22 protein-coding genes are annotated in these 25,989 nt (G+C 59.4%); 4 read left to right on the forward strand and 18 right to left on the reverse strand.

Annotation, left to right across the window (positions count from 1 at the left end; all coding sequences use genetic code 11):
• The first annotated feature begins 11 nt into the window (after window positions 1–11).
• Window positions 12–1,280, forward strand: coding sequence for an OprD family porin (locus CKW15_RS20625; RefSeq protein ID WP_095057146.1), 1,269 nt, complete (start codon window positions 12–14; stop codon window positions 1,278–1,280).
• A gap of 8 nt (window positions 1,281–1,288) precedes the next feature.
• On the opposite strand, the gene CKW15_RS20630 is transcribed toward CKW15_RS20625, so the two are convergent.
• On the reverse strand, window positions 1,289–1,531 hold the full coding sequence (locus tag CKW15_RS20630; RefSeq protein ID WP_095152627.1) for a DUF2790 domain-containing protein: 243 nt from the start codon (window positions 1,529–1,531) through the stop codon (window positions 1,289–1,291).
• A gap of 228 nt (window positions 1,532–1,759) precedes the next feature.
• Here CKW15_RS20630 and CKW15_RS20635 point away from each other — a divergent pair, with 228 nt between their 5' ends.
• On the forward strand, window positions 1,760–2,449 hold the full coding sequence (locus CKW15_RS20635; protein ID WP_095057144.1) for an energy-coupling factor ABC transporter permease: 690 nt from the start codon (window positions 1,760–1,762) through the stop codon (window positions 2,447–2,449).
• 35 nt (window positions 2,450–2,484) lie between these two features.
• Here CKW15_RS20635 and yacG read toward each other — a convergent pair whose 3' ends face one another.
• The 4 genes from yacG to CKW15_RS20655 are packed head-to-tail and all read right to left on the reverse strand — an operon-like array spanning window position 2,485 to window position 5,393.
• Complete coding sequence (yacG, locus tag CKW15_RS20640; protein ID WP_007970539.1) at window positions 2,485–2,685, reverse strand: DNA gyrase inhibitor YacG; 201 nt, start codon at window positions 2,683–2,685, stop codon at window positions 2,485–2,487.
• On the reverse strand, window positions 2,682–3,305 hold the full coding sequence (coaE, locus tag CKW15_RS20645) for a dephospho-CoA kinase (RefSeq protein WP_095057143.1): 624 nt from the start codon (window positions 3,303–3,305) through the stop codon (window positions 2,682–2,684). The genes yacG and coaE overlap by 4 nt, the downstream gene beginning before the upstream one ends.
• Window positions 3,302–4,174, reverse strand: a complete 873-nt coding sequence (locus tag CKW15_RS20650; RefSeq protein ID WP_095152628.1) for an A24 family peptidase — start codon at window positions 4,172–4,174, stop codon at window positions 3,302–3,304. Before CKW15_RS20650 ends, coaE begins: the two co-directional genes overlap by 4 nt.
• Before the next feature lies 1 nt (window position 4,175).
• Complete coding sequence (locus tag CKW15_RS20655; RefSeq protein WP_095057141.1) at window positions 4,176–5,393, reverse strand: type II secretion system F family protein; 1,218 nt, start codon at window positions 5,391–5,393, stop codon at window positions 4,176–4,178.
• Between the two features lie 240 nt (window positions 5,394–5,633).
• Between CKW15_RS20655 and CKW15_RS20660 the strand changes: the two genes are divergently transcribed.
• Window positions 5,634–6,056 (forward strand): pilin, encoded by a 423-nt coding sequence (locus CKW15_RS20660; protein WP_095057140.1) that lies wholly within the window; start codon window positions 5,634–5,636, stop codon window positions 6,054–6,056.
• Window positions 6,057–6,454: 398 nt separating this feature from the next.
• Window positions 6,455–6,811 carry a BON domain-containing protein gene (locus tag CKW15_RS20665; protein ID WP_095057139.1) on the forward strand — a complete coding sequence of 119 codons (357 nt, stop codon included), beginning with the start codon at window positions 6,455–6,457 and terminating at the stop codon, window positions 6,809–6,811.
• 135 nt (window positions 6,812–6,946) lie between these two features.
• Here the strand turns inward: CKW15_RS20665 and CKW15_RS20670 are convergent, their stop codons facing one another.
• The 13 genes from CKW15_RS20670 to CKW15_RS20735 form a co-directional block, all read right to left on the reverse strand.
• On the reverse strand, window positions 6,947–9,931 hold the full coding sequence (locus tag CKW15_RS20670; RefSeq protein ID WP_095061360.1) for a DUF748 domain-containing protein: 2,985 nt from the start codon (window positions 9,929–9,931) through the stop codon (window positions 6,947–6,949).
• Between the two features lie 60 nt (window positions 9,932–9,991).
• Window positions 9,992–11,008: a class I SAM-dependent rRNA methyltransferase gene (locus tag CKW15_RS20675; protein WP_095061362.1), complete on the reverse strand. Its 1,017-nt coding sequence runs from the start codon at window positions 11,006–11,008 to the stop codon at window positions 9,992–9,994.
• 98 nt (window positions 11,009–11,106) lie between these two features.
• Window positions 11,107–11,979 carry an oxygenase MpaB family protein gene (locus tag CKW15_RS20680; protein ID WP_095061364.1) on the reverse strand — a complete coding sequence of 291 codons (873 nt, stop codon included), beginning with the start codon at window positions 11,977–11,979 and terminating at the stop codon, window positions 11,107–11,109.
• 121 nt (window positions 11,980–12,100) lie between these two features.
• Entirely contained in the window at window positions 12,101–14,038 is a 1,938-nt protein-coding gene (gene acs / locus CKW15_RS20685; RefSeq protein ID WP_095061366.1) for an acetate--CoA ligase, read from the reverse strand.
• Window positions 14,039–14,239: 201 nt separating this feature from the next.
• On the reverse strand, window positions 14,240–15,904 hold the full coding sequence (pgi, locus tag CKW15_RS20690) for a glucose-6-phosphate isomerase (protein ID WP_095061368.1): 1,665 nt from the start codon (window positions 15,902–15,904) through the stop codon (window positions 14,240–14,242).
• 224 nt (window positions 15,905–16,128) lie between these two features.
• The gene (panD, locus tag CKW15_RS20695) at window positions 16,129–16,509 is read right to left on the reverse strand and encodes an aspartate 1-decarboxylase (RefSeq protein WP_008153310.1); all 381 of its coding nucleotides are present in this window, start codon (window positions 16,507–16,509) and stop codon (window positions 16,129–16,131) included.
• Window positions 16,510–16,630: 121 nt separating this feature from the next.
• A complete protein-coding gene (gene panC / locus CKW15_RS20700) occupies window positions 16,631–17,491 on the reverse strand; it encodes a pantoate--beta-alanine ligase (protein ID WP_095061370.1) in 861 nt (286 codons plus the stop codon).
• The gene (panB, locus tag CKW15_RS20705) at window positions 17,488–18,288 is read right to left on the reverse strand and encodes a 3-methyl-2-oxobutanoate hydroxymethyltransferase (RefSeq protein WP_095152629.1); all 801 of its coding nucleotides are present in this window, start codon (window positions 18,286–18,288) and stop codon (window positions 17,488–17,490) included. Before panB ends, panC begins: the two co-directional genes overlap by 4 nt.
• Window positions 18,289–18,640: 352 nt before the next feature.
• Window positions 18,641–19,126: a 2-amino-4-hydroxy-6-hydroxymethyldihydropteridine diphosphokinase gene (gene folK / locus CKW15_RS20710; protein WP_095061374.1), complete on the reverse strand. Its 486-nt coding sequence runs from the start codon at window positions 19,124–19,126 to the stop codon at window positions 18,641–18,643.
• 3 nt (window positions 19,127–19,129) lie between these two features.
• Window positions 19,130–20,530: a polynucleotide adenylyltransferase PcnB gene (locus CKW15_RS20715; RefSeq protein WP_177408857.1), complete on the reverse strand. Its 1,401-nt coding sequence runs from the start codon at window positions 20,528–20,530 to the stop codon at window positions 19,130–19,132.
• A gap of 806 nt (window positions 20,531–21,336) precedes the next feature.
• Window positions 21,337–22,776, reverse strand: a complete 1,440-nt coding sequence (locus CKW15_RS20725; protein WP_095061380.1) for a sigma-54 dependent transcriptional regulator — start codon at window positions 22,774–22,776, stop codon at window positions 21,337–21,339.
• 22 nt (window positions 22,777–22,798) lie between these two features.
• Complete coding sequence (locus CKW15_RS20730) at window positions 22,799–25,753, reverse strand: sensor histidine kinase (RefSeq protein WP_177408858.1); 2,955 nt, start codon at window positions 25,751–25,753, stop codon at window positions 22,799–22,801.
• Window positions 25,737–25,913, reverse strand: a complete 177-nt coding sequence (locus CKW15_RS20735) for a hypothetical protein (RefSeq protein WP_003176118.1) — start codon at window positions 25,911–25,913, stop codon at window positions 25,737–25,739. The genes CKW15_RS20730 and CKW15_RS20735 overlap by 17 nt, the downstream gene beginning before the upstream one ends.
• Between the last annotated feature and the right edge of the window lie 76 nt (window positions 25,914–25,989).

Here is a 25,989-nt window from a genome sequence, read left to right on the forward strand (position 1 = left end):
AGAGAAAAACGATGAAACAGATTCTCCCAACAACCGGTTCAGCGTTGTCCCTGGCTGTCGTCTCGAGTTTCTCCACCGGCACGATGGCGGCCGAAAAAGGCTTTATCGAAGACACCACGGCGACGTTGCAGGCACGCAATTATTACTTCAGTCGCGACTACTCCGACATCGTCGGCGCTAACCAGCAATCGAAGGCAGAAGAGTGGGCGCAAGGCTTCATTCTCAACGTGAAGTCCGGGTACACGCAGGGCGCCGTCGGGTTGGGTGTGGACGTCATCGGCCTGCTCGGCCTCAAGCTCGATAGCAGCCCGGACCGGGTCAATACCGGTTTGCTGCCGGTGCAGGACGACGGCCGGGCGGCGGACAACTACAGCCGTCTGGAAGGCGCGTTGAAGATGCGCTACTCCAAAACCGAGCTGAAAGTCGGTGAGCTGCAACCCAATCTGCCGGTGTTGGCATTCAGCGATATTCGCCTGCTGCCACCGAGTTATCAGGGCGCAAGCATCACCTCCAACGAGATCAATGGCCTGACGCTGCAAGGTGGTCATTTGAGTTCAACCAGCCTGCGCAACGAGGCGGGCGACGAAAAGATGCAAGCGATGCTGGGTCATGTGCCGCAGCGTCAGGTCAGCAGTGACGGTTTCAATTTTGCCGGCGCTGATTATGCGTTCAACGACAAACGCAGCACGGTCAGCGCCTGGTACGGGCAATTGGAAGATATCTACAACCAGCGTTTTCTCGGTTTAAAGCACAGTGAGCCGGTGGGCGACTGGGTCTTCGGCGCCAACCTCGGTTACTACGACTCGCGAGAGGACGGCAAAAAACTGCTGGGCAACATCGACAACCAGGCGTTCTTCTCGTTGCTGTCGGCCAAGCGTGGCGGCCACACGCTTTACGTCGGCTATCAGGGCATGTTCGGTGACAGCGCGTTTCCACGGGTATTCGCCAACATCTCGCCGCTGGGCAATGAAGTGCCGACGTACGAGTTCGCCTATACCGATGAGCGCTCCTGGCAAGCGCGCTACGACTACGACTTCGCGGCGCTCGGCGTACCGGGGCTGACCAGCACAGTGCGCTACATCAGCGGCAACAATGTCGATACTGGCAAGGGGTTTGAAGGCAAGGATCGCGAGCGTGACCTGGACGTCGGCTATGTGTTGCAGAGCGGCAGCCTCAAAGGCCTTGGCATCCGTGTGCGCAACGCGATGGCGCGCTCAAACTACCGCAGTGATATCGACGAGAACCGCTTGATCCTCAGCTATACGTGGACCTTGCTGTGAGCCATTGATCACAGGCTGCTGGTGCAATCACCGATGACGTTGTAGATCACGCGGTGGGTCTGGCCCTGATGATCGACGTACTCCATGGTCGCCGGTACAACCCCGCACGCGGTTGCGGTGTCCGACACCGAAACCACCTTGGCGATGTCCAGTGGCTGCGCGGGGTTGTACTGGCCCGCGAGAGGGGCGTTGTCGGCGGCCATGGCCGAGGTGGCGATGACTGTCAGCAACAGGCTGATCAACGTTTTCATGTTGGCGTGCTCCGTGTCGGTTTCGATGTTTGAATTTTAGTCTTTGCCACCCACGGATAAAGGGGCGAACGGCGGATGCAGCCTTACATGAAACGTAACAATCACCGTTCGAAGGAGGCTTATGGATCCCGATGAACGATCCGCGCACTGGGCTTGAAGTCGAAGGGCAGGCGAGGGGCGGTGTAGACTGAGGGTCTGTTGTTTTTCGCTCAGGAGGCGCGCATAGCCATGATCGGTGCAGAGTTGCTGTCATCGCAGACCCTTGCGGTCGGCTGGCTGATCTATGTGCCGGTGTTGATCTGGGCGATCTGTCGCGCACCGTGGGTTGAATTGTTCACCGACAGCCGGCGTCAGCATCTGCTGTTTGGAACGGTGTTCGCGCTGTTTCTGTTGTGGCTGGTGCGGCGCGACTTCGATACCGGCGTGTCTTACCACTTCATCGGCATGACAGCGGTGACGCTACTGCTGGACTGGCCCTTGGCGCTGGTCGGCGGGTTGGTTGCACAAATGGGGCTGGTGCTGCTCGGGCGTCAGGACCTGGCGGCCGTCGGGGTCAATGGCGCGCTGCTGATTGCGTTGCCGGTGCTGGTCACCGAGTGTTGCGCGATCCTGGTGGAGCGGGCACAGCCGCGAAATCCCTTTGTGTATATCTTCGTTTCCGGTTTCTTTGCCGCCGCGCTATCGGCGTTGCTGTGCCTGCTGCTGGCGCTTTGGCTGCTGTGGTTCGACGAGCGTTTTGCCATGCCGTACTGGCTGGAAGATTTTGTCGGTTACCTGTGGCTGATCATTTTTCCCGAAGCGTTTATCAACGGCATGATCGTCAGTGCGCTGGTGGTGTTTTGCCCTGAGTGGCTTGAAACGTTCAACCGCACACGCTACCTCTCGGCGCCGTGGAACGACGACGATCCCAAGCCCTGATCGACATCAAGGCCTGGGATCGCCCACTCGATGGATCAGTGACGCGGGTCGAAATCACCGCTGAACATTTCGTCCTCGGCATCGGGTGCCACCGGGATTTTGTGTTCTTCCGACGCCCAGGCGCCCAGGTCGATCAGTTTGCAACGGTCGGAGCAGAAGGGCCGGAATTTGCTTTCGGCAGTCCATTCCACAGGGGCGCCGCAGGTCGGGCATTCGACGGTTGTTGGTTGGCTCATGACTGGCCTCCACGCAAAGTAAGATAAAAGTGATGCAGGCGTTCGACCTCGCTGTGCAGCCAGGCGAGGTCACGGTCATTGACCACGACGTCGTCGGCATGGCTCACGCGATCCTGACGGCTGGACTGCACCTTGAGGATCGCCTGGACTTGCTGTTCACTGGTCTGGTCACGCTGACGGGTGCGTTCGATCTGGAGCTGTTCGGGAGCATCGATGACCAGCACTCGCTGCGTCATGGCGTACTGTCCGGACTCGATCAGCAGTGGCGAAACCAGGATCGCATACGGTGATTTTGCCTGCGCCAGGTGGTGAGCAATCTCCTCGCCGATCAGCGGATGCAGCAAGGCTTCCAGCCAAAGGCGTTCATCCGGCACTTCAAAGATCAGCTTGCGCAGTGCGGCGCGGTCCAGTTGCCCATCGGCTTGCAGCACGCCGGGGCCAAAGTGTTCGGCAATTTGCACCAGTGCCGGACGCCCCGGCTCCACCACCCAGCGGGCAGCATGATCGGCGTCGACCACGTGCACGCCCAAGTCGATGAAGTGTTGGGCGGCCGCGCTTTTGCCGCTGCCGATGCCGCCGGTCAGACCGAGAATCCAGGGTTTTTCCACAGGGGTATTCATTTCAAACCGACAGACTGCCAATAGAAGCCGGTTATTTGACCACCCCAGAGCAAGGCAATCCAGCCGGCAATTGCCAGATAGGGGCCAAAAGGGATCGGCGTCGAGGTTTTTTCGTTGCGAAGGCGCAGGCTGATCAACCCCAGAATGGCCCCCACCAGCGAGGACAACAGGATGGTCATCGGCAGGATCTGCCAGCCTCCCCAGGCCCCCAGCATCGCCAACAGCTTGAAATCGCCGTGACCCATGCCATCCTTGCCGGTGATCAGCTTGAACAGCCAGAACATCGACCACAGCGTCGTATAGCCAGCGATTGCGCCCCATAGCGCGGTTTGCAATGGCACGAACAGGCCAAAGCTGTTGACGATCAGCCCCAGCCACATCAATGGCAGTACCAGAACATCCGGCAGTATCTGATGTTCGGCATCAATCAGGCTCATCGCCAGCAAGCCCCAGGTCAAGACCAGCACCATGCAAGCCGCCCATCCGAACCCGAAATGCCAGGCGATGAAGGCCGATAACAGGGCGCAGGCCAGTTCAGTCAGCGGATAGCGTTTGCTGATCGGTGCCGAGCAGGCCGAGCAGCGTCCCCGCAGAAACAGAAAACTGAGCAGCGGAATGTTTTCCCAAGCGCGGATCCGGTGTCCGCAGTGCGGGCATTCAGAATGCGGCAGCATCAGGTTGTAGGTCGGCAGCGATGGTTCATCGGCCAGCCCGAGAATGTCATGGGCTTGCATGCGCCAGTCGCGTTCGAGCATTTTCGGCAGGCGCCAGATCACCACATTGAGGAAACTGCCGACCAGCAGGCCGATCAGCCCGGCAACGATGACGAAGGCCTGCGGGTGAAGCGTCAGAATGTCGTTCAAGGGCATGTCAGATCGCTGAGCCGAGTTGGAAGATGGGCAGGTACATGGCAACTACCAGTCCGCCGACGATAACACCCAGGACCACCATGATGAATGGCTCCATCAGACTGGTGAGGTTATCGACCATGTTGTCGACCTCGTCCTCGTAGAACCCGGCGACCTTGTCGAGCATAGCGTCCAGCGCGCCGGACTCTTCACCGATGGCGGTCATTTGAATCGCCATGCTCGGAAACACACCGCTTGTGCGCATGGCGAAATTCAATTGCATGCCGGTCGAAATGTCTTGTTTGATGCGCAGCACGGCACGCTTGAACACGATGTTGCCGGTCGCGCCGGCCACGGACCCCAAGGCCTCCACCAACGGCACGCCAGCGGCGAAGGTGGTCGACAACGTGCGGGCAAATCGGGCCACGGCGGACTTGTACATCAAGGTGCCCACCAGCGGCAGCTTCAGCTGCCAGGCGTCCATTCGCTCGCGAAAGCCCCGGGACGTCTTGACCGCGTGGCGCACACCGAAGACCGCACTGAGCAAGCCGCCAAGCACCGCCCACCACCAGGCCTGCATGAATTGCGACAGGCCGATGACCATCACCGTGAACGCCGGCAGTTCAGCGCCAAAGCCCTTGAATACGGATTCGAACTGCGGCACCACGTTGACCAGGAGAATCCCGGTGACAATGGCCGCAACTAACACCACCACCTGCGGGTAGGTCATGGCTTTCTTGATCTTGGCCTTGAGGCTCTCGCTTTTTTCCTTGTAGGTCGCAACGCGCTCCAGCAGGGTGTCCAGGGCGCCGGCCTGCTCACCGGCGTCCACCAGGTTGCAGTACAGATCATCGAAATATTGAGGTTTCTTGCGCAGGGCAGCGGCGAAGCTATTTCCGGCCGCGACGTCTTGTTTCAAATCGTCCACGAGGCTGCGCATGGCCGGGTTATCGAAGCCTTCAGCGATGATGTCGAACGACTGCAGCAACGGCACGCCGGCCTTCATCATCGTCGCCATTTGCCGGGTGAACAGCGCAATGTCCCGGGCGTTGATGCGCTTGCCCATGCTGAAAAGCGACGGCGTTTTCTTGCGCACCTTGCCCGGGGTGATGCCTTGCTTGCGCAATTGCGCCTTGATCAGCGCGGGGGCCTGCCCGTTGAGCTCGCCGGTGACTTTCGTGCCTTTGCGGTCCGTACCTTCCCAGGCGTACACACTGATTTTTGCTGCCTTGACCGCCATGTTCCGCCCTTGGTGACCCGGTTGATTTAACACTGCCCCGCGAGACTTATAGCCTAGTCAAACGATGAAGCCCAACCCACGTCGGTCAGGTGACAAAAAGCGTCAGATAGTGCGGATCCTGGGGGTAGGAAAGAGCGTTGTGCGGGCCGCATTCCTCGCCAACACGGGACCGGCGGCTTGGCACAACCTGTGCTCCGTTACGTCAGATCATGAGATTTCGACTCATGCACGGAGCTTTCTATGAACGACCAAAGAGGTTTTACCTTGATCGAGCTGCTGATCGTCGTGGCGATCATCGGGATCCTGGCGACCTTTGCTTTGCCGATGTATTCCAAGTATCAGGCGCGGGCCAAAGTCACGGCCGGGCTGGCCGAAATTTCCGCGATGAAGGTTCCGTTCGAGGATGTGATCAATCAGGGCGGTACGCCGGCGACGGCTAATGTGGTGCCGGGTGGCGGGACCTCGACCAGCAACTGCGCGCTGACGGTGACAGGTGTTGCCGCGTCGGGTGCCGGTTCGATTGTTTGCACGCTGCAGAACGCACCCGGCCAGGTTCAGGGCAAAACCATTACCCTGACCCGGGACGGCACCACCGGTTGGTCATGCGCGAGCACGGTTGCGCAGGATTATGTGCCTAAGGGTTGCATCGGTTCTGCGACCTGATGCACTTCCTTTGTGGGCGTGAGCTTGCTTGTGGTGGTCGTTAACGATAACGCGTGAACGGGTTAAACGCGGCGATCTTGAGTCCATCGCGAGCGAGCTCGCGCCTGCAGGAATGCGAGTGATCGCAGGTTATGTTGTCTGCCGAGAACTCATCTCATTTATTAAGAAAAGCTCAAAAAATTCATGAGCTTAGGAACTTTCCACAAAGCCGCAACTTGCATGCAGTGTTTGAGCGAGTCATGCATTTTGCATGATTTTGAAAAAAGCCTGTTTTGTTAAGTATTTGATTTTTATGATTTTTTATCGATGTGGAAAGTTGGCACACCGTTCGCAATATCTCCGGTAACCCTGCTGACATGACACCCGGCAGACTTTTCCGAAAAACAGGAGTTACTCGTATGAAGAAGTTCGCTATCACTGCCGCTGCTGCTACCGCGCTGACCCTGACCCTGGCCAACACTGCCTTTGCTCAAACCACCCAGGCTACCCAGTCGCCAATGGTGCTGGCTGCCGGTGAAGTGACCGAAATCAAGGAAGACACTTCCGATACCTGGATCACCACCAAAGTTAAAGCCGACCTGATGACCGAAAAAGGCATTCCAGGCAGCGACATCAAAGTTGAAACCAACAAAGGCGTGGTGTCCCTGTCGTCCACCGTTGCGGTCACTGATGCGCAAAAATCCACCGCCGTGGCGATCACCAAGAAAATCAAAGGCGTCCAAGCGGTTTCTGCTGACGGCCTGAAAGCCCAGTAAGGCAAGTCTGGAAGACTCAACATACAACCCTGTGGGAGCGGGCTTGCTCGCGAAAGCGGTCTTTCATTCAACGTATGTGTTGAATGTCAGTCAGCCATCGCGAACAAGCTCGCTCCCACATTTATGTTGGGGGTCTCACTCCGCGTCGAGATGCATCGGTGTAATCACCCGGCCGTCACTTTCGGCCTCGCCCAGATTGGCATCGATGAAGTACACCCGGTCATCTTCCAGTTTGCCCTTGTCGACCAGATAATCCTTGATGCTGCTGGCACGTTCCTGGCCCAGTTGACGCAACAGCACATCGCTCGAACTCCAGAACTTGATCACTTCGGCTCGCATTTTTGCTGTGCGTTCTTCCTTGCCCAGATCCTTCCACTCCGGCAACGGCTGGATCTTCAGGCGGGTGCGGAAGATGCCTTCCAGAAGCGGGCCTTTTTCACTGTCCGGTACTTTCAGCAATGACGCCTGCGCGGGAACCTTGTCGCCACGGCGCTGGAGCATTTTGTAGTAGTTGTACTGGTATTCCCGTTCCAGACGTTGCTCGGCGATCAATGGGCCATCGCTGCTCTTGGCCGCAGTGCCCTCGATTTCCAGGCGCAGGGCCGGACGCTCTTTGAGCGCGCTGGCCAGCTTGTCCAGGGCGCCTTCAGCATCCTTGCTCAGGTCGCTTGTGCCCGGTGCGAACGAGACAGTACCCAGATCCTCTGAACCACCACCATTGACCAATCCGCCGATCATTTTGAAGGGCGCTGCCGCTGCTTTGACGATCAGGTTGCGCAGGGTTTGCCAGACAATCGGCATAACGCTGAACTGTGGATTGTTCAGGTCGCCGGTGACGGGCAACTCGATGGAAATCTTGCCGTCGACGTCCTTGAGCAAGGCGATGGCCAACTTCAATGGCAGGCTGACGGCATCCGGGCTGTCGACTTTTTCACCCAGTTGCAGTTGCTCGACCACCACTTTGTTCTCAGCCTTGAGCTGGCCGTTGGTGATCAGGTAATGCAGGTCAAGATTGAGTCGACCCTTGCGGATACGGTAACCGGCGAACTTGCCCGAGTAAGGCGTCAGCGTGGTCAATTCCACGCGTTTGAAACTGGTCGCGATGTCGAGGCTGGCCATCGGGTCGAACGGGTTGACCGCGCCCTTGATGGTCACCGGCGCATAGCGATCGACCTTGCCTTTGATGTCCACACTGGCCGGTTTTGCCTGGCGACTGTCGATGGTGCCAATTTGCCCGTTGAGCTGCTGGATGGCGGTGGCAAAGTTCGGTGTCAGGCTGAAGTCGGCAAAGTTGGCCGAGCCGTCGTTGATGGCAATGCCGCCGATGTGGATGCCCAGCGGTTTTTCTTTGCTGGCGGGTTTGGCGGCGGTCGCCTTGGTGCCCGAGTCGGCCGGTTGGGGGATCAACAAATCATCGATGTTGGTGGTGCGGTCATCGTTGATCATGAAACGCGCGTAAGGCTGCAGCAGGTTGATCTTGTCGATCGACAGACTGTCGCCGTGCTGATAATTCAGGCCCTCGACCACCACTTGCTGCCACTTGAGGAAGTCGCGGGTTTTCAGGGTGTCCAGGGTATGCAACTGATCGATCTGGGCACGGCCGGTGACGCTCAAGGCCTGCGGTTCGGTGCTCTTGAGGTTGACCGCCAGATTGCTGCCGAGCATGCCGCTGCGCAATTCGAGGCGAATGAATGGATTGATGTAGGACTGGGCGACACGCAGGTCGATGTCCTTGGTTTGCACATTGAGTTTGGCACTGACCGGAGCGAGGTTGACCTCGCCGTCGGCCATGATTTTGCCTTGCTTGCCGACGCCGGTATCGAGCCTGAGCTTGAAAGGCGAGCCATTGAGGCTGTCAAAACCTTCGAGGTCGATGTTCAGCGGCGCCAGTTCCAGCTCCACGGCGGGTTGCGCCTTGCGGTCCGCCAGATGCACTTTGTAATCGCGCAGTTGCACGTCCTTGAGCAGCACTTGCCAAGGCTTGTCCGGGGCAGCCGATTCAGGGGCTGGTGAGTCGGCGGCGGCTGGCGCGGTAGCCGGTTCGGCGTCGGCCTTGGCGGCCGCTTTGGAGGGCTGGCTGGCGAAGAGTTTCTGCCAGTCGAGCTGACCGTCGGACTCCAGTGCAGCCCAGGTCTCCAGCTTGTTGCTGCGGATCTTGCCGACCACCACTTGCTGCTTTGCCAGGTCCACGGTGGTTTCACTGATATCCAGACGCTCTAGCTTCACCAGCGGACGACCGTCCGGGGCCTTGATGGCGAAAGGGGCAATGGTGGCCGAGACATTGCTCAGCAACAGCTCGGTTTCCTTGGACAGGTTGAGTTTGTAGTCGGTGCTGATGCTGAGAATGCCGCTTTCGAGGTCCAGGGGCACGGCATCGCGCACGTAGGGCCAGAAGGCTTTCATCTTGCCATCGGTGATTTTCAGCTTACCTTCGGAGGCGAGCGGGATCAGGCTGAAGTTGCCGGTCCAGTCGATCTGTCCGCCGTTGGGGCCGATGGCCATCAAGGTCATGTCGGCGCTGTCTTCGGGCAGGGTGCTGAGGTTTTTCAACTCGAAATCGAGTGTGTCGTAGAGGAATTCGATGGGTTCGCTGGGACGGGCATCTTCGAAATGCACGGCACCACCGGCGAATTTGATTCGTTCGATGCGCAGCGGAAACGGCTTGGCATCCGGGTCGGCGGGCGTCGGCTCACTCGCAGGCACCTTGAACAAACCGAGCAGATTGAGCTTGCCGTCCTTGGCGAACAGGATTTCTGTCTTGGCTTTGTCCAGTTCGACATCGGACAGGTGCAGCGCTTTGGTCCAGAGGCTGTCGATCTGCAGGTTGGCGTACAGGCGTTCGAAACCGACCTGCTCCTTGCCCGGTTCACCGATGTTCAAGCCCCAGAGAGTCAGCTCAAGGCTGAACGGATTGAGCTCGATCCGCTGGAGGGTGGCGGGCGTGTTGGCATAGTTGGCCAGTTGCTGATTGGCAATGCGTAACGCAACACCCGGCAAAATCAGAAAGCCCAGCAAGCTGTAGAGGGCCAGAGCAGTCAACAAGGCGCCGATGGCGCGAATCAATCCTTTGGGCATGTGTGGCTTCATCTGTCTGAATCGGAGTGCCTTGGAGTATGGCATGCGAATCCGGTTCCAAAGCAATTGCCAAGTTCAGGAAACTTCAGATTTATCCCACAGCCATCACAGCTGAAGAATCAGGGTTTTCAGCGGTGGCTGCTGATCCATCGACGGGAAATCACCGCCCGGTTTCATCACCGTCCACTCCCGAACGGGCCGCCCGGCTTTCTCTGCGCAGCGCAGGACCTGCTCGCGCCAATCGTCCATGCTGACCTTTGCCAGGTTGTTGCAGCAGATCAGCACGCCGTTGTCGGCAGTGCTCAACAGTGCCGGTTTCAGCAGGCTCTGATAGTCGCGCAGCAAGTCGACAGTACCGAACGCGCTCTTGGCCCAAGCGGGCGGGTCGAGCAAAACCAGATCGTACTGGCGTTGTTCCAGGCGTTGATAGGTCGGCAGTTTTTGCCCGCGACGCTGGCTGATCGGCAGTCCGGCCAATTGGCGAATCGCCGGAAAATAGTCGGACTGGATGAATTCCATGGTGGGCAATTGCGGGTTCAGCAGACCGTTTTCCCGGCCGACCGCCAGATTGCCTTCGGCGAAGTCCAGGTTGCACACCTCGCGGGCGCCACCGGCCGCCGCGCTGAGACCGACACCGCAGGTGTAGGCAAACAGGTTCAACACACTTTTGTTTTTACTGTGATCCTTGACCCAGCCGCGGGTGTTGCGCAGGTCGAGGAACAGCAGCGGATCCTGACCGGCATGGCGCCCGCGAACCCGATAGTTGAGGCCCCACTCGTGACCGATCAGGTCTTGCAGGGCGGCATCGTCGGCACGATAGACGATGTCTTCGCGGTCGATGCGTGAGTTGCCACGGGAACGGTCGTTGTAGACCAACAGCAAGTCGAGGCCCAGGTGCTGATTGATCGCCTCGTGCAGTTGCAGCAGCGCCTCGCGCTCCAGCGGCTGGTGGAAGCTCTGCACCAGCAGTTGCGGGCCGTAGCGGTCGATGGTCAGACCGCCGGCGCCTTCCTGGCTGCCGTGAAACAGGCGATAGCAGTCGGTGCCCTGCTGATGCAGTTCGGCAAGCAGGTCCTGGCGATGATCGAGGGCGGCGCGCAGCGCCTGATTCAAGGAAGACATGCTGGGCGCCTTGCAGGAGGATTTGGGCGCGGGAGTTTAACACTGTGGGGCTGGGATGAGGGGCTTGCCACAGAGTGATCACAGCCAAAGTGCTGTGTTCAGGTCAACAACCCCATCCGCCGTTTAGCACGATGGACTGACCCATTACGCACCGCCCAACGCAACATCGGCACACTGCGATTGACGCTGGCGCGGATCAATTTGCGTTGCAAAGGGTTCTGGCTGACGCCGAGCATGTCACTGGCCCAGTCCGGCAGCAGGTCGATCCCGGCCTGCATCATCAATCCGCCGAAAGGCTTGGCCAAGCGGCTGGGGGAGGGGGCGTTCAACAGCAGACGCAGCACTTCGCGACTGCGTTCGTCGCACAGCAGTTGCGGGCGAATGCGCTCAAGGTATTCGGATATTTCCTGCCGCGACCGCGGCACATTCCGGGCACCCAAGCGTTCTGCAACCAGCGCGATTTCTGCGTAATAACGATCCTGATCCGCGAGGGACAAATGCGGATTGCGATAGCGCAGGTGTGCGGCTAGAAAGTTACTGACCTCGGCCACGTGCACCCAGGTCAACAGGTCAGGATCGCTGGCCGCATAAGGGCGCCCATCCGGCGCCGTGCCGGTCACTTGCAAGTGAATGGTGCGGACTTTCTCGATCAACCAGTCGGCGTCCTGGCGCGAGCCAAAGGTCGTGCCGGAGATGAATTGCCCGGTGCGGCGCAGGCGACCGAGCATGTCTTCGCGAAAATTCGAATGGTCCCAGACCCCGGCCAGCGCCAACGGATGCAAGGCTTGCAGCATCAAGGCGCTGATGCCGCCGATCAGCATGCTGCTGAAGTCGCCGTGAACTTGCCAGCTCACCGAATCTGGTCCGAACAGGCCGGGATCGCCCTTGGGGTTTTCCAGATCGAGCTGGCCGAGGGACAAACCGGTCAGGCTCATGATCTGGGTTTCGATGCGGGTGCGGATGAATTCCATAAATGAACCTGCAGGAGCGAGCATGCTCGCGATGGACGTTAACGATAACGCGTGCTTCCTGAATATACGCGGTGCGCTTTAGTCCCTCGCGAGTGAACTCGCTCCTGCAGAAGGCAGCACGTCATTGATTCAGGCGTTTATCGATCAGGCCTTGCACCACGCTTGGATCGGCCAGGGTCGAGGTGTCGCCCAGGCTGTCGAGTTCATTGCAGGCAATCTTGCGCAGGATACGCCGCATGATCTTGCCTGAGCGGGTTTTCGGCAAGGCTGGCGCCCATTGGATCAAATCCGGTTTGGCGAAGCTGCCGATTTCATTGCTGACCAGAGCCAGCAGTTCTTTCTTCAGTTCATCATTGGTTTCGACGCCGTTCATGGGCGTGACGAAGGCATAGATGCCCTGACCCTTGATGTCGTGGGGATAGCCGACCGCAGCGGCCTCGGCGATGCTCTCGTGCAACACCAGGGCGCTTTCCACTTCGGCGGTGCCGATGCGGTGGCCGGACACGTTGATCACATCGTCGATGCGCCCGGTGATCCAGTAGTCGCCATCTTCATCGCGCCGCGCGCCATCGCCAGTGAAGTAGTAACCGGGGTAGGGCTTGAAGTAGGTATCGACCATGCGCTGCGGGTCACCGTAGACGCTGCGGATTTGCGCGGGCCAGCTGGATTTGATCGCCAGCACGCCGCTGCCGGCGCCTTTGATTTCCTTGCCCTGTTCGTCGAGCAACACCGGTTGTACGCCGAACATCGGTTGTGTGGCGCAACCCGGTTTGATCCGTTGCGCGCTGACCAACGGGCTGAGCATGATGCCGCCGGTTTCGGTCTGCCACCAGGTATCGACAATCGGGCAACGCTCTTCGCCGACCGCATGGAAATACCATTCCCACGCTTCTGGATTGATCGGCTCGCCGACGGTACCGAGCAGCCTGACGCTGGCGCGTGACGTTTGCTTCAATGGCTCCGGGCCCTCTCTCATCAGGGAGCGCAAAGCGGTCGGGGCGGTGTAGAAAATGTTCACCTTGTGCTTGTCGATCACCTGCCAGAAGCGTGACGTGCTCGGGTAACTCGGCACGCCTTCAAAGATCAGCGTAGTGGCGCCGTTGGCCAGCGGGCCGTAGACGATGTAGCTGTGCCCCGTGACCCAGCCGACATCGGCGGTGCACCAGAAGACCTCGCCGTCGCGGTAGTCCAGCACGTATTTGAAAGTCATCGCCGCTTGCAACAGGTATCCGCCGGTGGTGTGCAACACGCCTTTGGGTTTACCGGTGCTGCCCGAGGTGTAGAGGATGAACAGCGGGTCCTCGGCGTCCATCGGCTCAGGCGGGCAATCGGCGCTGACGTCGCGCAGGGCCTGGTGATAGCGGATGTCACGGCCTTCGATCCAGTTCACTTCACTCTGGCTGTGCTCGACGACGATGACAGTGCTGACGTTAGGGCAACTTTGCAGCGCCTTGTCGACTTTCTCTTTGAGTGGTACGGGTTTTCCGCCCCGTACGCCAGCGTCGGCGGTGATGACGGTCTGGCAGTCGGCGTCGAGAATGCGGTCGCGCACGGAGTCGGGCGAGAAGCCCCCAAACACGACCGAGTGCACCGCGCCGATGCGGGTGCAGGCGAGCATGGCGTAAGCCGCTTCCGGGATCATCGGCAGGTAGATGCACACGCGATCGCCTTTCTTCACACCACGGCTTTTCAGCACATTGGCCAGGCGGCAGACGTTTTCATGCAATGTTTTATAGGTGATCGAGCGGGAGTCGGCAGGGTCGTCGCCTTCCCAGATGATCGCGATCTGATCGCCGCGTTTTGGCAGATGGCGGTCGATGCAGTTGTAGCTGACGTTCAGCTTCGCCCCGGCAAACCAGCTGGCTTCGCCGGTTTTCAGGTTGTAGCGCTGGACGGTATCCCATGGCGCGCTCCAGTCGAGAAAGCGCGTGGCCTGTTCGGCCCAAAAGGTGCTGGGGTGTTCGATAGATTCGCGGTAGAGGCGGTGGTAGTCGTCTTGACTCAATTGTGCAGCCCGGCGGACGGCATCGGCTTTGGGGAACGTGCTGATATCGAACATGACGGTTCCTTATTTTTGTTTTGCGACAAAGATAAAGATGCGCCGAGAGGTCAATGGGTTCAAGAGGGGAGCTGTGCGACCCTCGTAGGAGCTGGCTTGCTAGCGAAAGCGGTGGTTCAGTCAATATTTATTGGACTGACACACCGTCTTCGCTGGCAAGCCAGCTCCTACAGAGGAGTGCATTACTGCCGAGCCATCAAATCACCCGCGGTGACGACCGCGGAAGTAGTTGATCAGGCCTTGTGTCGAGGCATCATCGGCCGGAGTTTCTTCGCTGCCGACCAGACGGTTGTAGACGCCTTTGCCCAGCTCTTTGCCCAGCTCCACGCCCCACTGGTCGAAGGCGTTGATGCCCCAGATCACGCTCTGCACGAAGACTTTATGCTCGTACATCGCCACCAGCGCGCCGAGGCGACGAGGGCTGATGCGTTCGACCACCAGGGTGTTGCTCGGACGGTTGCCCGGGATCACCTTGTGCGCCGCGAGTTTTTGTACTTCGTCTTCGCTCAAGCCTTTGTCGCGCAGCTCGGTTTCGGCTTCGGCAAGGGTCTTGCCGAGCATCAGCGCCTGGCTCTGCGACAGGCAGTTGGCGTACAGCCATTGGTGGTGGTCGGACACCGGGTTGAAGCTGACAATCGGCACGATGAAGTCGGCCGGGATCAGCTGGGTGCCCTGGTGCAGCAACTGGTGATAGGCGTGTTGACCATTGCAGCCGACGCCGCCCCAGATGACCGGGCCGGTGTCAGTGGACACCGGGGTGCCATCCTGACGCACGCTCTTGCCGTTGGATTCCATGTCCAGCTGTTGCAAGTGCTTGGTGATGTTGCGCAAGTAGTGGTCGTACGGCAGGATCGCATGGCTTTGCGCACCCCAGAAGTTGCCGTACCACACGCCGAGCAAGGCCAGCAGCACCGGCATGTTCTGTTCGAATGGCGCGGTCTGGAAGTGCTGGTCCATGGTGTAGGCACCGGACAGCAGTTCTTTGAAGTTCGACATGCCGATGGCCAGGGCAATCGGCAAACCGATGGCCGACCACAGCGAATAACGCCCGCCGACCCAGTCCCACATCGGGAAGATGTTTTCTTCGCGGATGCCGAACGCCACGGCGGCGGCGTTGTTGCTCGATACCGCGATGAAGTGGCGGTACAGCTCGGCTTCCGAACCACCCTGGGCCAGATACCAGGCGCGAGCGGCCTGGGCATTCTTCAGGGTTTCGAGGGTGTTGAAGGATTTCGACGAAACGATGAACAGCGTGGTCTCGGCACGCAGCTTCATGGCCAGTTCGTGGAATTCGCTGCCGTCGATGTTCGCCAGATAGTGGCAACGCACGCCTTTCTGGGCGTAGGACAACAGCGCTTCGGAGACCAGCTCCGGGCCGAGGAAGGAACCACCGATGCCGATGTTCACCACGTCGGTGATCGGCTTCTCGGTGTAACCGCGCCACAGGCCGTCATGGATCCGGCCGACGAGGTCGGTGATCTGGTTCAGCACCTTGTGCACTTCAGGCATCACGTTGACGCCGTTGACCGACAGCTTGTCGCCAACAGGACGGCGCAGGGCGGTGTGCAGGGCCGGGCGGCCTTCCGAGGAGTTGACGATTTCGCCGTCGAACAGCGCTTTGATCGCGCCCTTGAGGTCGACTTCGTTGGCCAGGCCCACCAGCAGGTTGCGGGTCTCGGCGTTGATCAGGTTCTTCGAATAGTCGAGAAACAGTCCGCAGCTGCTGAGCGTGAATTGAGTGAAACGCTGCGGGTCGGCATTGAAGGCCTCCCGCATGCTGAAATCCTGCATGGCTTGGCGGTGGTCTTTCAACGCTTGCCAGGCAGGCAGAGCGGTCACGTCGTGAGGGGTGCGGTAATACGCCATCGCTGCGGGTTTCCTTTTTACTTGAACGGCCTTTTGAACACTAAAAGTCCCGGAACGCTGTCGGTGGGCGTCCCGGTCAACTGCGTCGACACGATTTCATGGCGCAGGGCGGATACAGTAACCCCCGCGCCATGATATGTCTTGACTTTGTCTGACCCGTTTTCGGTACTTTTTTAACATCGAAGTTAGGAATGGTCCGACAAACGGAGCAGGCTCGGCTCGGTTCAGGCAACTTGGACTGGAATGGCATTGCTGGTGTGGCTCAACTCGTTGCCCGGCGCCATGTAGAGCATGCGCGGCTTGAAGTTGAGCAGTTCGGCTTCGCTGTAATGAGCGTAAGCGCAGATGATCACGCGATCGCCGACCTTGGCTTTGTGTGCAGCGGCGCCGTTGACCGAGATCATGCGCGAACCTTCTTCACCGCGAATGGCGTAGGTGGTGAAACGCTCGCCGTTGTCGATGTTGTAGATCTGGATTTGCTCGTACTCACGTATACCGGACAGGTCCAGCCATTCGCCGTCGATGGCGCAGGAACCTTCGTAATCAAGGACAGCGTGAGTGACTTCAGCGCGATGCAGCTTGGCTTTGAGCATGATGGCGTGCATGAGTGTTTCCCAGGTCGGCGGGCAAATGGCCCGAAGGGTTGGTGGGGGCAATAAAATGTGAAACAGGCGCAGATCCAATGGTGGGAGCGAGCCGGCTCGCTCCCACAGGGGATTGCGGTGTTTAAGCTGGCGCGTCGAGATTCAGGTGCAGGTTGTCGATCAACCGCGTCGTACCGAGGAACGCCGCCACCAGAATCACCAGATCGCGGTCTTGCGCTGTTGCCGGACGCAAGGTCAGGGCATGGCGAACTTCCAGGTAGTCGGGACGCAGGCCGGCCGCTTCGAGCTGTTTGATCTGGGTGTTGATCAGCGCCGGGAAATCCCGCTCACCCTGTTTGATCGACTCGGCAATCGCGTTCAATGTGCGATAAACCACCGGCGCCACGGCCCGCTGTTTTTCGCTCAGGAACCCGTTGCGCGACGACAGCGCCAGGCCATCAGCCGCACGCACGGTCGGCTCGCCGATAATCTGAATTGGCATGTTCAAGTCATGCGCCAGCGCGCGAATCACCGCCAGTTGCTGGAAGTCCTTCTGACCGAAAATCGCCAGGTCCGGCTGGACCATGTTGAAGAGCTTGCTGACCACCGTCGCCACACCTTCGAAATGACCGGGACGGCTAGCACCGCACAACCCTTCGGACAATTGCGGGACGCTGACGCGGGTCTGGCCGGCCATGCCGTCGGGGTACATCTCTTCCACGGTGGGTGCGAACAACAGGTCGCAACCGGCTTCAAGCAGTTTTTCCTGATCGGCGGCGAGGGTGCGCGGGTACTTGTCGAGGTCTTCGCCTGCACCGAACTGCAGCGGGTTGACGAAAATGCTCGCGACCACGAAATCCACCCGTTGGGTGGCTTTGGTAATCAATGCGACGTGACCGCTGTGCAGGTTGCCCATGGTCGGCACGAAGCCGATGCGCTTGCCTTCGTTGCGGGCGCGGGCCACAGCGGCCCGCAGTTCGCGTACGGTTTTTACGGTGTTCATGCAGAGAATCCGTGTTCGATACCTGGGAAGGTCGCTGATTTGACTTCAGTCACATAGGCGCGCAAAGCCGCATCGATGGTGCTTTGGCCAGTCATGAAGTTCTTCACGAATTTTGGCACGCGCCCGGTAATGGACAGACCCAGCATGTCGTGCAGGACCAGAACCTGACCGTCAGTGCGATTGCCGGCACCGATCCCGATCACGGGAATACTCACCGCTTGGGTAATTTCTTCCGCCAGTTCGCTGGGCACGCATTCGAGCAGCAGCATTGCCGCGCCGGCCTGTTCCAGGGAAATGGCGTCTGCACGCATCTGCCGCGCCTGGTTTTCATTGCGGCCCTGAACCTTGTACCCACCGAGGATGTTCACCGATTGCGGTGTCAGGCCCATGTGCGCGCACACCGGGATGCCACGTTCGGCCAGCAGGTGGATCGAGTCGGCCAGCCACAAAGCACCTTCGACCTTGACCATGTGCGCGCCAGCCTGCATCAACAGGGCGCTGTTGGTCATGGCTTGTTCGGTGGTGGCGTAGGCCATGAACGGCAGGTCGGCGAGGATCAAGGCATCGCTGTTACCGCGTTTGACGCAGGCCACGTGGTAAGCCATTTCCGCGGTGGTGACGGGCAGGGTGCTGTCGTGACCCTGCAGAACCATGCCGAGGGAGTCGCCCACCAGCAGCACTTCGACACCCGCCTGATTGCAGGCGTTGGCGAAGGTTGCGTCGTAGCAGGTCAGCATGGTGATTTTCTCACCTTTTTGCTTCAGACCTTGCAGGGTGGTCAGGGTGATGGCTGGCATGAAAAGTTCCTCATTCAGGCGCTGTGAAAACTACTGCGAGTAACGCGCGTGATTCTTCGGTAAACACAGGCGCACGTTCTTTTGTCGTGCTTTTAAGGCCTGGATTGCGCCCTTTAAAGCCGTGTTGACGGCAGCGGGACGCCTATAGTCGTGAGGAGAACGAGGGAAGTCAATTGCGTGTGTTACCGCATTGTTACGGGTGGGGTGTTACCGGGGTAACTGATGCGATTCAGCAGTCGAAGCTGCGACCAGCGTGGAAGCGGGCTTGCTCGCGAAGGGGGCATCGCATTCAACATTTTTGTTGATGGATACACCGCTTCGCGCGCCAGCTCGCTCCCACAGGGGATTTTGGTCAATTCTGGGGGAGGCGTTCCAGACCGACGAACGGGCATGCCTTGAGCAGTTCGGCCAAGGTTCGGCCATCGGCCAGGCGCAGATCCGCAGGTGCCAGCTCGGCCAGCGGATACAGAACGAAAGCCCGTTCCTGCATATGGTAGTGCGGGACTTTGAGGCGCGGCTCGTCAATCAAACGATCACCGAACAGCACAATGTCGAGGTCCAGCGTGCGTGGGCCCCAGCGTTCAAGGCGTTCGCGGCCCTGTTCGTTTTCGATGGACTGCAAGGCATCCAGCAGGGCCAGCGGCGCCAAGGTGCTGTCGAGCGCGGCGACCGCGTTGGTGTAACGCGGTTGGCCGGGCAGCAGCGAATCGCTTTGGTAAAACGCAGAAACCCCGACCAGTTCAGTCTGGGGCAACTGCGCCAGTGCATCGATGGCACTGCGCAACTGTTCGGCGGGGTCAGCGAGGTTGCTGCCCATGCCGATGTAAATGCGTTCCATCGATTACTCGCCCGTGGTGCTCGAAGCGCCAGCGGCGCGTTTGCGTTTGGAGCCACCGCTGCGGCGGCGCTTGCGCGGTGCCCCGGTGCCGTCTTCCTTGCCGCTGAGGTCGCGGATCATGTCGCGACGTTCGCTTTCATTGGCGTCCTGATAGTCGGTCCACCATTCGCCCAGGCCCTCGGTCTGCTCGCCTGCGCTTTCGCGTAGCAGCAGGAAGTCGTAACCGGCGCGGAAACGCGGGTTGTCCAGCAACAGATCGGCACGCTTGCCACTGCGGCGCGGCAGGCGTTCCTGCATGTCCCAGATCTCGCGGATCGGCATGGTGAAGCGTTTTGGAATCGCGATCCGCTGGCACTGCTCAGCAATCAACTCGTGCGCCGCTTCCTGCATCGCCGGAATCGGTGGCATGCCCCGTTCTTGCAGACGCAGAACGCGTGCCGGCAGGGCAGGCCAGAGCAGGGCAGCAAACAGGAACGCAGGCGTCACCGGTTTGTTCTGCTTGATCCGCAGGTCGGTGTTTGTCAGGGCTTCGCTGATCAAGGTGTGCGTGTACGTCGGGTTGTACTCCAACGCCTCGGCACTGGCCGGGAACAGCGGGTCGAACAGTTGCAGGTCGACCAGCATTTCAAACGTATCGGCGGCATGGCCGGAGAGGAACAGTTTGAGCACTTCCTCGAACAGACGGGCCGACGGGATTTCGCGCAGCATCGGCGCCAGATCACGGATGGGCTGGGCGCTGTGTTTCTCGATGCCGAAATTCAGTTTGGCGGCGAAGCGCACGGCCCGCAGCATCCGCACCGGGTCTTCCTGGTAGCGCTGCTTCGGATCGCCGATCAGGCGGATCAAGTGATTGCGGATGTCGTGTACGCCGTTGGCGTAGTCGAGGATGCGCTCACTGACCGGATCGTAATACAGGGCGTTGATGGTGAAGTCGCGACGTTGCGCGTCTTCTTCCAGCGTGCCGTAGACGTTATCGCGCAAAATGCGCCCGCTCTCGTTGCGGGAAGACTGGTTGCTGTCTTCCTCTTCGTCGTTTTGCGGGTGATTGGCGCGGAAGGTCGCGACTTCGATGATTTCGCGGCCGAAGTGAATATGCACCAGCTTGAATCGGCGACCGATGATCCGCGCATTGCGGAATTCGGCCCGTACCTGTTCAGGGGTGGCGCTGGTGGCAACGTCGAAATCTTTCGGCGTGATGCCCAGCAGCATGTCGCGCACGCAACCGCCGACCAGGTAAGCCTGGTATCCGGCGCTCTGCAGGCGTTCGACGATATTCACCGCATAACGGCTGAATTGTGCCTTTTGCAGCGAGTGTTGGCCGCTGTTGAGGACTTCAGGCGTACTGCGAATGTGTTGCGTATGACGCTTTGGAGAACGGAATGACTGGAACAGCTTCTTCAGCATGGGATGCACTGTTTGAAGGAATGTTCGGCCATACCAGAAGAATGACCGCATGATGGGCGGGGATTCTAGCATTTAGTCGGGGGATGGTGTAGGACGACGCGTTATGACCCTGTAGGAGCGGGCATGCGCGCGATGGTTGTCAACGATTACGCGGGGAATCAGATGCCCAGCGGCGCCTATGAGTTTTCGCGAGCATGCTCGCTCCTGCAGGGGGCTGGGTGATTTCTTTGAATCGCAGAAACCACAAGGGGAGCCGAAGCTCCCCAAGAAGTAGTTGCATGCTCTATTTTTATTTTTGGTTTCGGGCTTTTTGTTTTTGTTAAGTGCCCACGCCATGAAGCTTTTCCTTCATGGCCCTCCCAATCGGGAGCCAAGAGCAAACGGATTGCTTTGGTCGCTGAATTGCAGTGATCTTTCGATCCAACCAGTACAGGCTCTGTCTTAGGACAGTTTTTTGTTGTTCTCAGCCTGGTCGTGGGGCTAGCCCCAAATACAACGCCTCTCCAAAAGAATCAGTTAGCTGCGCCTCTCGCCGTCTTGTTTTTATTGTGCGTGAGTCGATACGTCTTATTTTTATTGTCTTGTGCATTGCTTGTTATTGTTCTTGTACCAAACATATAGCAGGGTGCGTGCCAACTTTTGCGAAACCCAGTAAAACAAGGGGTTAGGTCGGTTGGCGGGGTTTTGGTAGGCGAAAAAAAGCCGGGGCTTCGTTACCGTAAGCCCCGGCTTCTGTTACGTGAAAAAGCTGAGGTAACAGTTTTTTCACACAATCCTGTGTTACCCGCACATGAGACAGGTGCGGTTCAGCTTTCGCTGGTCACCCCGGTCTTGCGGCGCGGTATGCCCAGGCGCTGACGGCGCTCCCACAGGCATTTGCGACTGACGCCGAGTTTGCGTGCCAGCTCGGTTTCGGTCATGTGGTCCTGATGTTCGAGCACGAAATGCTGGAAGTAGTCCTCCAGGGACAAGTCTTCGGTTGGCTCGTGGTTGGTGTTACTGGAGCTGCCGTTACCCTGTTGCGGGGGCAGGCCGATGAAATCGTCGTCTTCCAGATCGCCCAGTTCGATGTCGATACCCAGCAGCTCGGCGGAAATCTCCGGGCTCTCGCACAGGATGACGGCGCGTTCGACGGCATTTTCCAGTTCGCGGACGTTACCCGGCCAGGAGTAGTGACGAATCGCTTGCTCGGCATCGGCGGCGAACTTCAGGTCCGTGCGGTTGATCCGTGCACTCTGTCGCGCCAGGAACGCAGTGGCGATTTCGTTGACGTCTGCACCACGCTCGCGCAGGGCCGGCAGTTTCAGGGCTATTACGTGGAGGCGGTAATACAAGTCTTCACGGAACTGGCCGATCTTCGCCAGGCTCTTGAGGTCGCGGTGAGTCGCGGCAATCAGGCGTACATCGACCTTTTGCGACTGGACCGAGCCGACCCGGCGGATTTCGCCTTCCTGCAATACGCGCAACAGACGCGCCTGGGCTTCCAGTGGCAATTCGCCGATTTCATCGAGGAACAAGGTGCCGCCGTCCGCTGCTTCCACCAGACCCGCACGCCCGGCGCTGGCGCCGGTGAATGCGCCTTTTTCGTGGCCGAACAGTTCGGACTCGATCAGGCTTTCCGGAATGGCCGCGCAGTTCACCGAAATCATCGGTGCCTTGGCACGTTTGGAGAGGTTGTGCAGGGCGCGCGCCACCAGCTCTTTACCGGTGCCGGACTCGCCCTGGATCAGGACGTTTGAGTCGGTCGGTGCGACTTTGCGGATCTTGCCGTAGAGGTCCTGCATGGGTGGACAGGAACCGATGATGCCGATTTCGCCGTTGCTGTTGTCGGCTCCGGATTTCGCCGCGCCATTGACGGCCTTGCCGGCCACTGGCTCAGCCCCGGTCTGTGCCGATTGCCGGTCGCGCAGGATTCGCGCAGCAGCTTGCAGCATTTCATCGTGATCGAACGGCTTGGCAATGTAGTCCACCGCACCCATTTTCATCGAATCGACCGCCGAGCGCAGGCTGGCATAGCTGGTCATGATCAGCACCGGCGTGCCCTGGGCAAGCTTGATCAGCTCCGTGCCGGGTGCGCCCGGCAGACGCAGGTCACTGACGATCAGGTCGAACGAGGGAATGGTGAAGCGTTCTTGTGCTTCCTGCACTGAACCGGCTTCGCTGACCTGGTACTGGTTACGTTCCAGCAGGCGGCGCAAGGCGGAGCGGATAATGGTTTCGTCTTCGACGATCAAAATGTGCGGCATTGATTCGATACTCTCGACGGTCTCAGTTCACAGCGGACGTCGCTTCGACATGACGCGGTAAAGTCACCCGGATACGGGTGCCGCGTTGGCTGTGTACATCAGCCGGGCTGTCGATGGTGATTTGTCCATAATGCTCTTCAACGATGGAATAGACCAGTGCAAGGCCCAGACCGGTGCCTTCGCCAGGATCCTTGGTAGTGAAGAAGGGTTCGAACAATCGGTCCATGATGCTCGACGGAATACCACTGCCTTCGTCTTCCACGATCAGATCGACCGTGTGTTCGCCGGCTTCGCTTTTGACTCGCACCGCGCTGCCGGGAGGCGAAGCGTCGCGGGCGTTTGAGAGCAGATTGATCAATACCTGTGCCAGCCGCTGCGGGTCGCCTTCGACCCAGTGATCCGGATCGCACAGGTTATAGAACTGCACTTCAAAATTGCGCCGGTTCAGGGCCAGCAAGCCGATGGCATCCTGGGCCACTTCGGCCAGACAGACGGGCTCGTCGCTGTGTTGATGGCTGCCGGCATGGGCGAAGCTCATCAACGATTGAACGATGCGCGACACACGTTTGGTCTGCTCAAGGATCTGCCCGCTGATTTCTTTCAGCTCGCCATCATCCTCGCGCTCTTCGCGCAGGTTCTGCGCCAGGCAGGCGATGCCGGTGATCGGGTTGCCGATTTCATGGGCTACGCCGGCCGCCAGTCGGCCAATGCTGGCCAGGCGCTCGGAGTGCACCAGCTTGTCTTCGAGCATCTGGGTTTCGGTCAGGTCTTCCACCAACAACACCAGGCCGCTGTTACCCGGCGCGAGCGGTTCGTCGATGGCCGCTTTGTGCAGGTTCAGCCAACGAGTCTGGCCGTCGAGTGTCAGGTGCTGTTTGTGCAGGTGTTCGTCCGGCAGGTTGATGAAGCCCAGCAGCAATTCCTTCCACGGATCGGCGATGGTGCTCAGGCGCGATCCGACCACGCGTTGCGCGGCGATCCCCGTCAGCTCTTCCATGGCTTTGTTCCACATCAGGATTTCCTGGTCCTTGGCCAGCGAACAGACGCCCATCGGCAGTTCCTGCAAGGTCTGACGGTGATAACGGCGCAGGGCATCGAGTTCGGCGGCCAGGCCGGTCAGGCGCGAGTGGTAGTCCTCGAGGCGGCTTTCGATAAAGTGGATGTCTTCGGTGACATAGTTTTCACCACCGGCCTTGTAAGGCAGGAAGGTCTCGACCATGTCCTGGGCAACGCTCGGTCCCATCAGGCCGGAGAGGTTGGCTTCGATGCGGTCGCGCAAGCGGCGCAATGCATACGGTCGGCGTTCGTCGAAGGGCAGATAAAGATCGCGCAGCGCCTGCTCGACTTCCTTCTGCGCGGCTTTGGCGCCCAAGGGTTTGGCCAATTGCGTCGCGAATTCCTGTGGGGAGGCCGCATGCAATTCACGTCGCTGCGGCCGGTGCACGTTGTCCACGGCACAGGCTTCGGCAGCGCTGGCCTCTTCGGTGCTGGCATTGGTGAACAGCGAAATCAGGGTGAACATCAATACGTTGGCGGCCAGGGAAGCAATTGCCGCCATGTGCCAACTGGTGTCATCCAGCACGTAAATCATGTTCAGCAGTGGTATATAGAAGCCCTGCAGGTTACCGACCAGCGGTAGCAGCATGGTGACCAGCCACACCAGGATTCCCGCCAGCAAACCGGCGATGAAGCCGCGACGGTTGGCGGTCGGCCAGTACAGGACTGACAGCACGCCGGGCAGGAACTGCAACGTCGCAACGAACGCGACGATGCCGAGGTTGGCCAGGTCTTGTTCCGCACCCAGCATCAGGTAGAAACCGTAACCGGCCATGATGATCGCGACGATCAATGCCCGGCGGGTCCACTTCAGCCAGCGGTAGATATTGCCTTCGGCGGGCGGTTGATAGAGCGGCAATACCAGGTGGTTCAGCGCCATCCCCGACAGTGCCAGTGTGGTGACGATGATCAGGCCGCTGGCGGCGGACAGACCACCGACATAAGCCAGCAATGCCAGGGCCTTGCTGTTGGCGGCGATACCGATGCCCAGCGTGAAGTATTCCGGGTTGGTGGTGGCGCCGAGTTTCAGTCCCGCCCAGAGAATCAGCGGCACTGCCAGACTCATCAGCAGCAGGAACAGCGGCAGACCCCAACTTGCGCTGACCAGCGAGCGCGGATTGAGGTTTTCGGTGAACGTCATGTGATACATGTGCGGCATCACAATCGCCGAGGCGAAGAACACCAGCAGCAATGTGCGCCATGGGCCTTCCTGCAAAGGCGTGTGCAGGGCGGCGAGGGCGGTCTGGTTTTGCAGCAGCCACAGCTCAAGCTGTTGAGGCCCGTCGAATACGCCGTACAGCGCGTAGAGCCCAATGCCACCAAGGGCGATCAGCTTGATCACCGATTCGAAGGCAATCGCGAACACCAGTCCTTCGTGTTTCTCGCGGGTGGCGATGTGCCGGGAGCCGAAGAAAATCGTGAACAGCGTGATCAGCGCACAGAAGCTCAGCGCCACGCGGTGCTGCACGGGCTCGCGGGTGAGGATGCCGATGGAGTCGGCCACCGCCTGGATCTGCAACGCCAACAGCGGCAATACGCCGACCAGCATGAAAATCGTGGTCAGCGCACCGGCCCAGGTGCTGCGAAAGCGGAAGGCAAACAGGTCCGCCAGAGAGGACAGCTGATAAGTGCGGGTGATTTTCAGGATGGGGTACAGCAACACCGGCGCCAGCAGAAATGCTCCGGACACCCCGAGGTAGCTGGACAGGAAACCGTAGCCATACTGATAGGCCAGGCCCACCGTGCCGTAAAACGCCCAGGCACTGGCGTAGACCCCCAACGACAGGGTGTAAGTCAGCGGGTGGCGAATGATCGCCCGGGGGATCATGCCCCGTTCGCTGATCCAGGCCACGCCGAACAGGACCGCCAGGTAGGCGGCACTGATCAGGATCATCTGGGTCAGGCTAAAGCTCATCGGCATCTTTTTGGCTCTGCAGGATGAAGGTCACGACGATCAGAATCAGCCAGAGCAGATAAGGGCGATACCAGGCGCCAGTGGCGTCGATCCACCAATCCATGATGGCCGGGGAAAACAGGTAAATCCCCACTACCAAAAGCAGGACCAAGCGATAAATGTACATCCCGGCCTCTCTTTTTTATGCGCGTGCCCGAAAACGTGCGGCGATGGTAACGGATGGGCGCGCCACTGCAAGTGCG

Origin of the sequence: Pseudomonas sp. Irchel s3b5 (assembly GCF_900187435.1) — a bacterium.
Taxonomy (GTDB): Bacteria; Pseudomonadota; Gammaproteobacteria; order Pseudomonadales; family Pseudomonadaceae; genus Aquipseudomonas.

Excerpts from the sequence above, each read along its gene's own strand:
- CKW15_RS20625 (WP_095057146.1), top strand. The coding sequence starts at position 12 with ATGAAACAGATTCTCCCAACAACCGGTTCAGCGTTGTCCCTGGCTGTC.
- CKW15_RS20630 (WP_095152627.1), bottom strand. The coding sequence starts at position 1,531 with ATGAAAACGTTGATCAGCCTGTTGCTGACAGTCATCGCCACCTCGGCC.
- CKW15_RS20635 (WP_095057144.1), top strand. The coding sequence starts at position 1,760 with ATGATCGGTGCAGAGTTGCTGTCATCGCAGACCCTTGCGGTCGGCTGG.
- yacG (WP_007970539.1), bottom strand. The coding sequence starts at position 2,685 with ATGAGCCAACCAACAACCGTCGAATGCCCGACCTGCGGCGCCCCTGTG.
- coaE (WP_095057143.1), bottom strand. The coding sequence starts at position 3,305 with ATGAATACCCCTGTGGAAAAACCCTGGATTCTCGGTCTGACCGGCGGC.
- CKW15_RS20650 (WP_095152628.1), bottom strand. The coding sequence starts at position 4,174 with ATGCCCTTGAACGACATTCTGACGCTTCACCCGCAGGCCTTCGTCATC.
- CKW15_RS20655 (WP_095057141.1), bottom strand. The coding sequence starts at position 5,393 with ATGGCGGTCAAGGCAGCAAAAATCAGTGTGTACGCCTGGGAAGGTACG.
- CKW15_RS20660 (WP_095057140.1), top strand. The coding sequence starts at position 5,634 with ATGAACGACCAAAGAGGTTTTACCTTGATCGAGCTGCTGATCGTCGTG.
- CKW15_RS20665 (WP_095057139.1), top strand. The coding sequence starts at position 6,455 with ATGAAGAAGTTCGCTATCACTGCCGCTGCTGCTACCGCGCTGACCCTG.
- CKW15_RS20670 (WP_095061360.1), bottom strand. The coding sequence starts at position 9,931 with ATGCCATACTCCAAGGCACTCCGATTCAGACAGATGAAGCCACACATG.
- CKW15_RS20675 (WP_095061362.1), bottom strand. The coding sequence starts at position 11,008 with ATGTCTTCCTTGAATCAGGCGCTGCGCGCCGCCCTCGATCATCGCCAG.
- CKW15_RS20680 (WP_095061364.1), bottom strand. The coding sequence starts at position 11,979 with ATGGAATTCATCCGCACCCGCATCGAAACCCAGATCATGAGCCTGACC.
- acs (WP_095061366.1), bottom strand. The coding sequence starts at position 14,038 with ATGTTCGATATCAGCACGTTCCCCAAAGCCGATGCCGTCCGCCGGGCT.
- pgi (WP_095061368.1), bottom strand. The coding sequence starts at position 15,904 with ATGGCGTATTACCGCACCCCTCACGACGTGACCGCTCTGCCTGCCTGG.
- panD (WP_008153310.1), bottom strand. The coding sequence starts at position 16,509 with ATGCACGCCATCATGCTCAAAGCCAAGCTGCATCGCGCTGAAGTCACT.
- panC (WP_095061370.1), bottom strand. The coding sequence starts at position 17,491 with ATGAACACCGTAAAAACCGTACGCGAACTGCGGGCCGCTGTGGCCCGC.
- panB (WP_095152629.1), bottom strand. The coding sequence starts at position 18,288 with ATGCCAGCCATCACCCTGACCACCCTGCAAGGTCTGAAGCAAAAAGGT.
- folK (WP_095061374.1), bottom strand. The coding sequence starts at position 19,126 with ATGGAACGCATTTACATCGGCATGGGCAGCAACCTCGCTGACCCCGCC.
- CKW15_RS20715 (WP_177408857.1), bottom strand. The coding sequence starts at position 20,530 with ATGCTGAAGAAGCTGTTCCAGTCATTCCGTTCTCCAAAGCGTCATACG.
- CKW15_RS20725 (WP_095061380.1), bottom strand. The coding sequence starts at position 22,776 with ATGCCGCACATTTTGATCGTCGAAGACGAAACCATTATCCGCTCCGCC.
- CKW15_RS20730 (WP_177408858.1), bottom strand. The coding sequence starts at position 25,753 with ATGCCGATGAGCTTTAGCCTGACCCAGATGATCCTGATCAGTGCCGCC.
- CKW15_RS20735 (WP_003176118.1), bottom strand. The coding sequence starts at position 25,913 with ATGTACATTTATCGCTTGGTCCTGCTTTTGGTAGTGGGGATTTACCTG.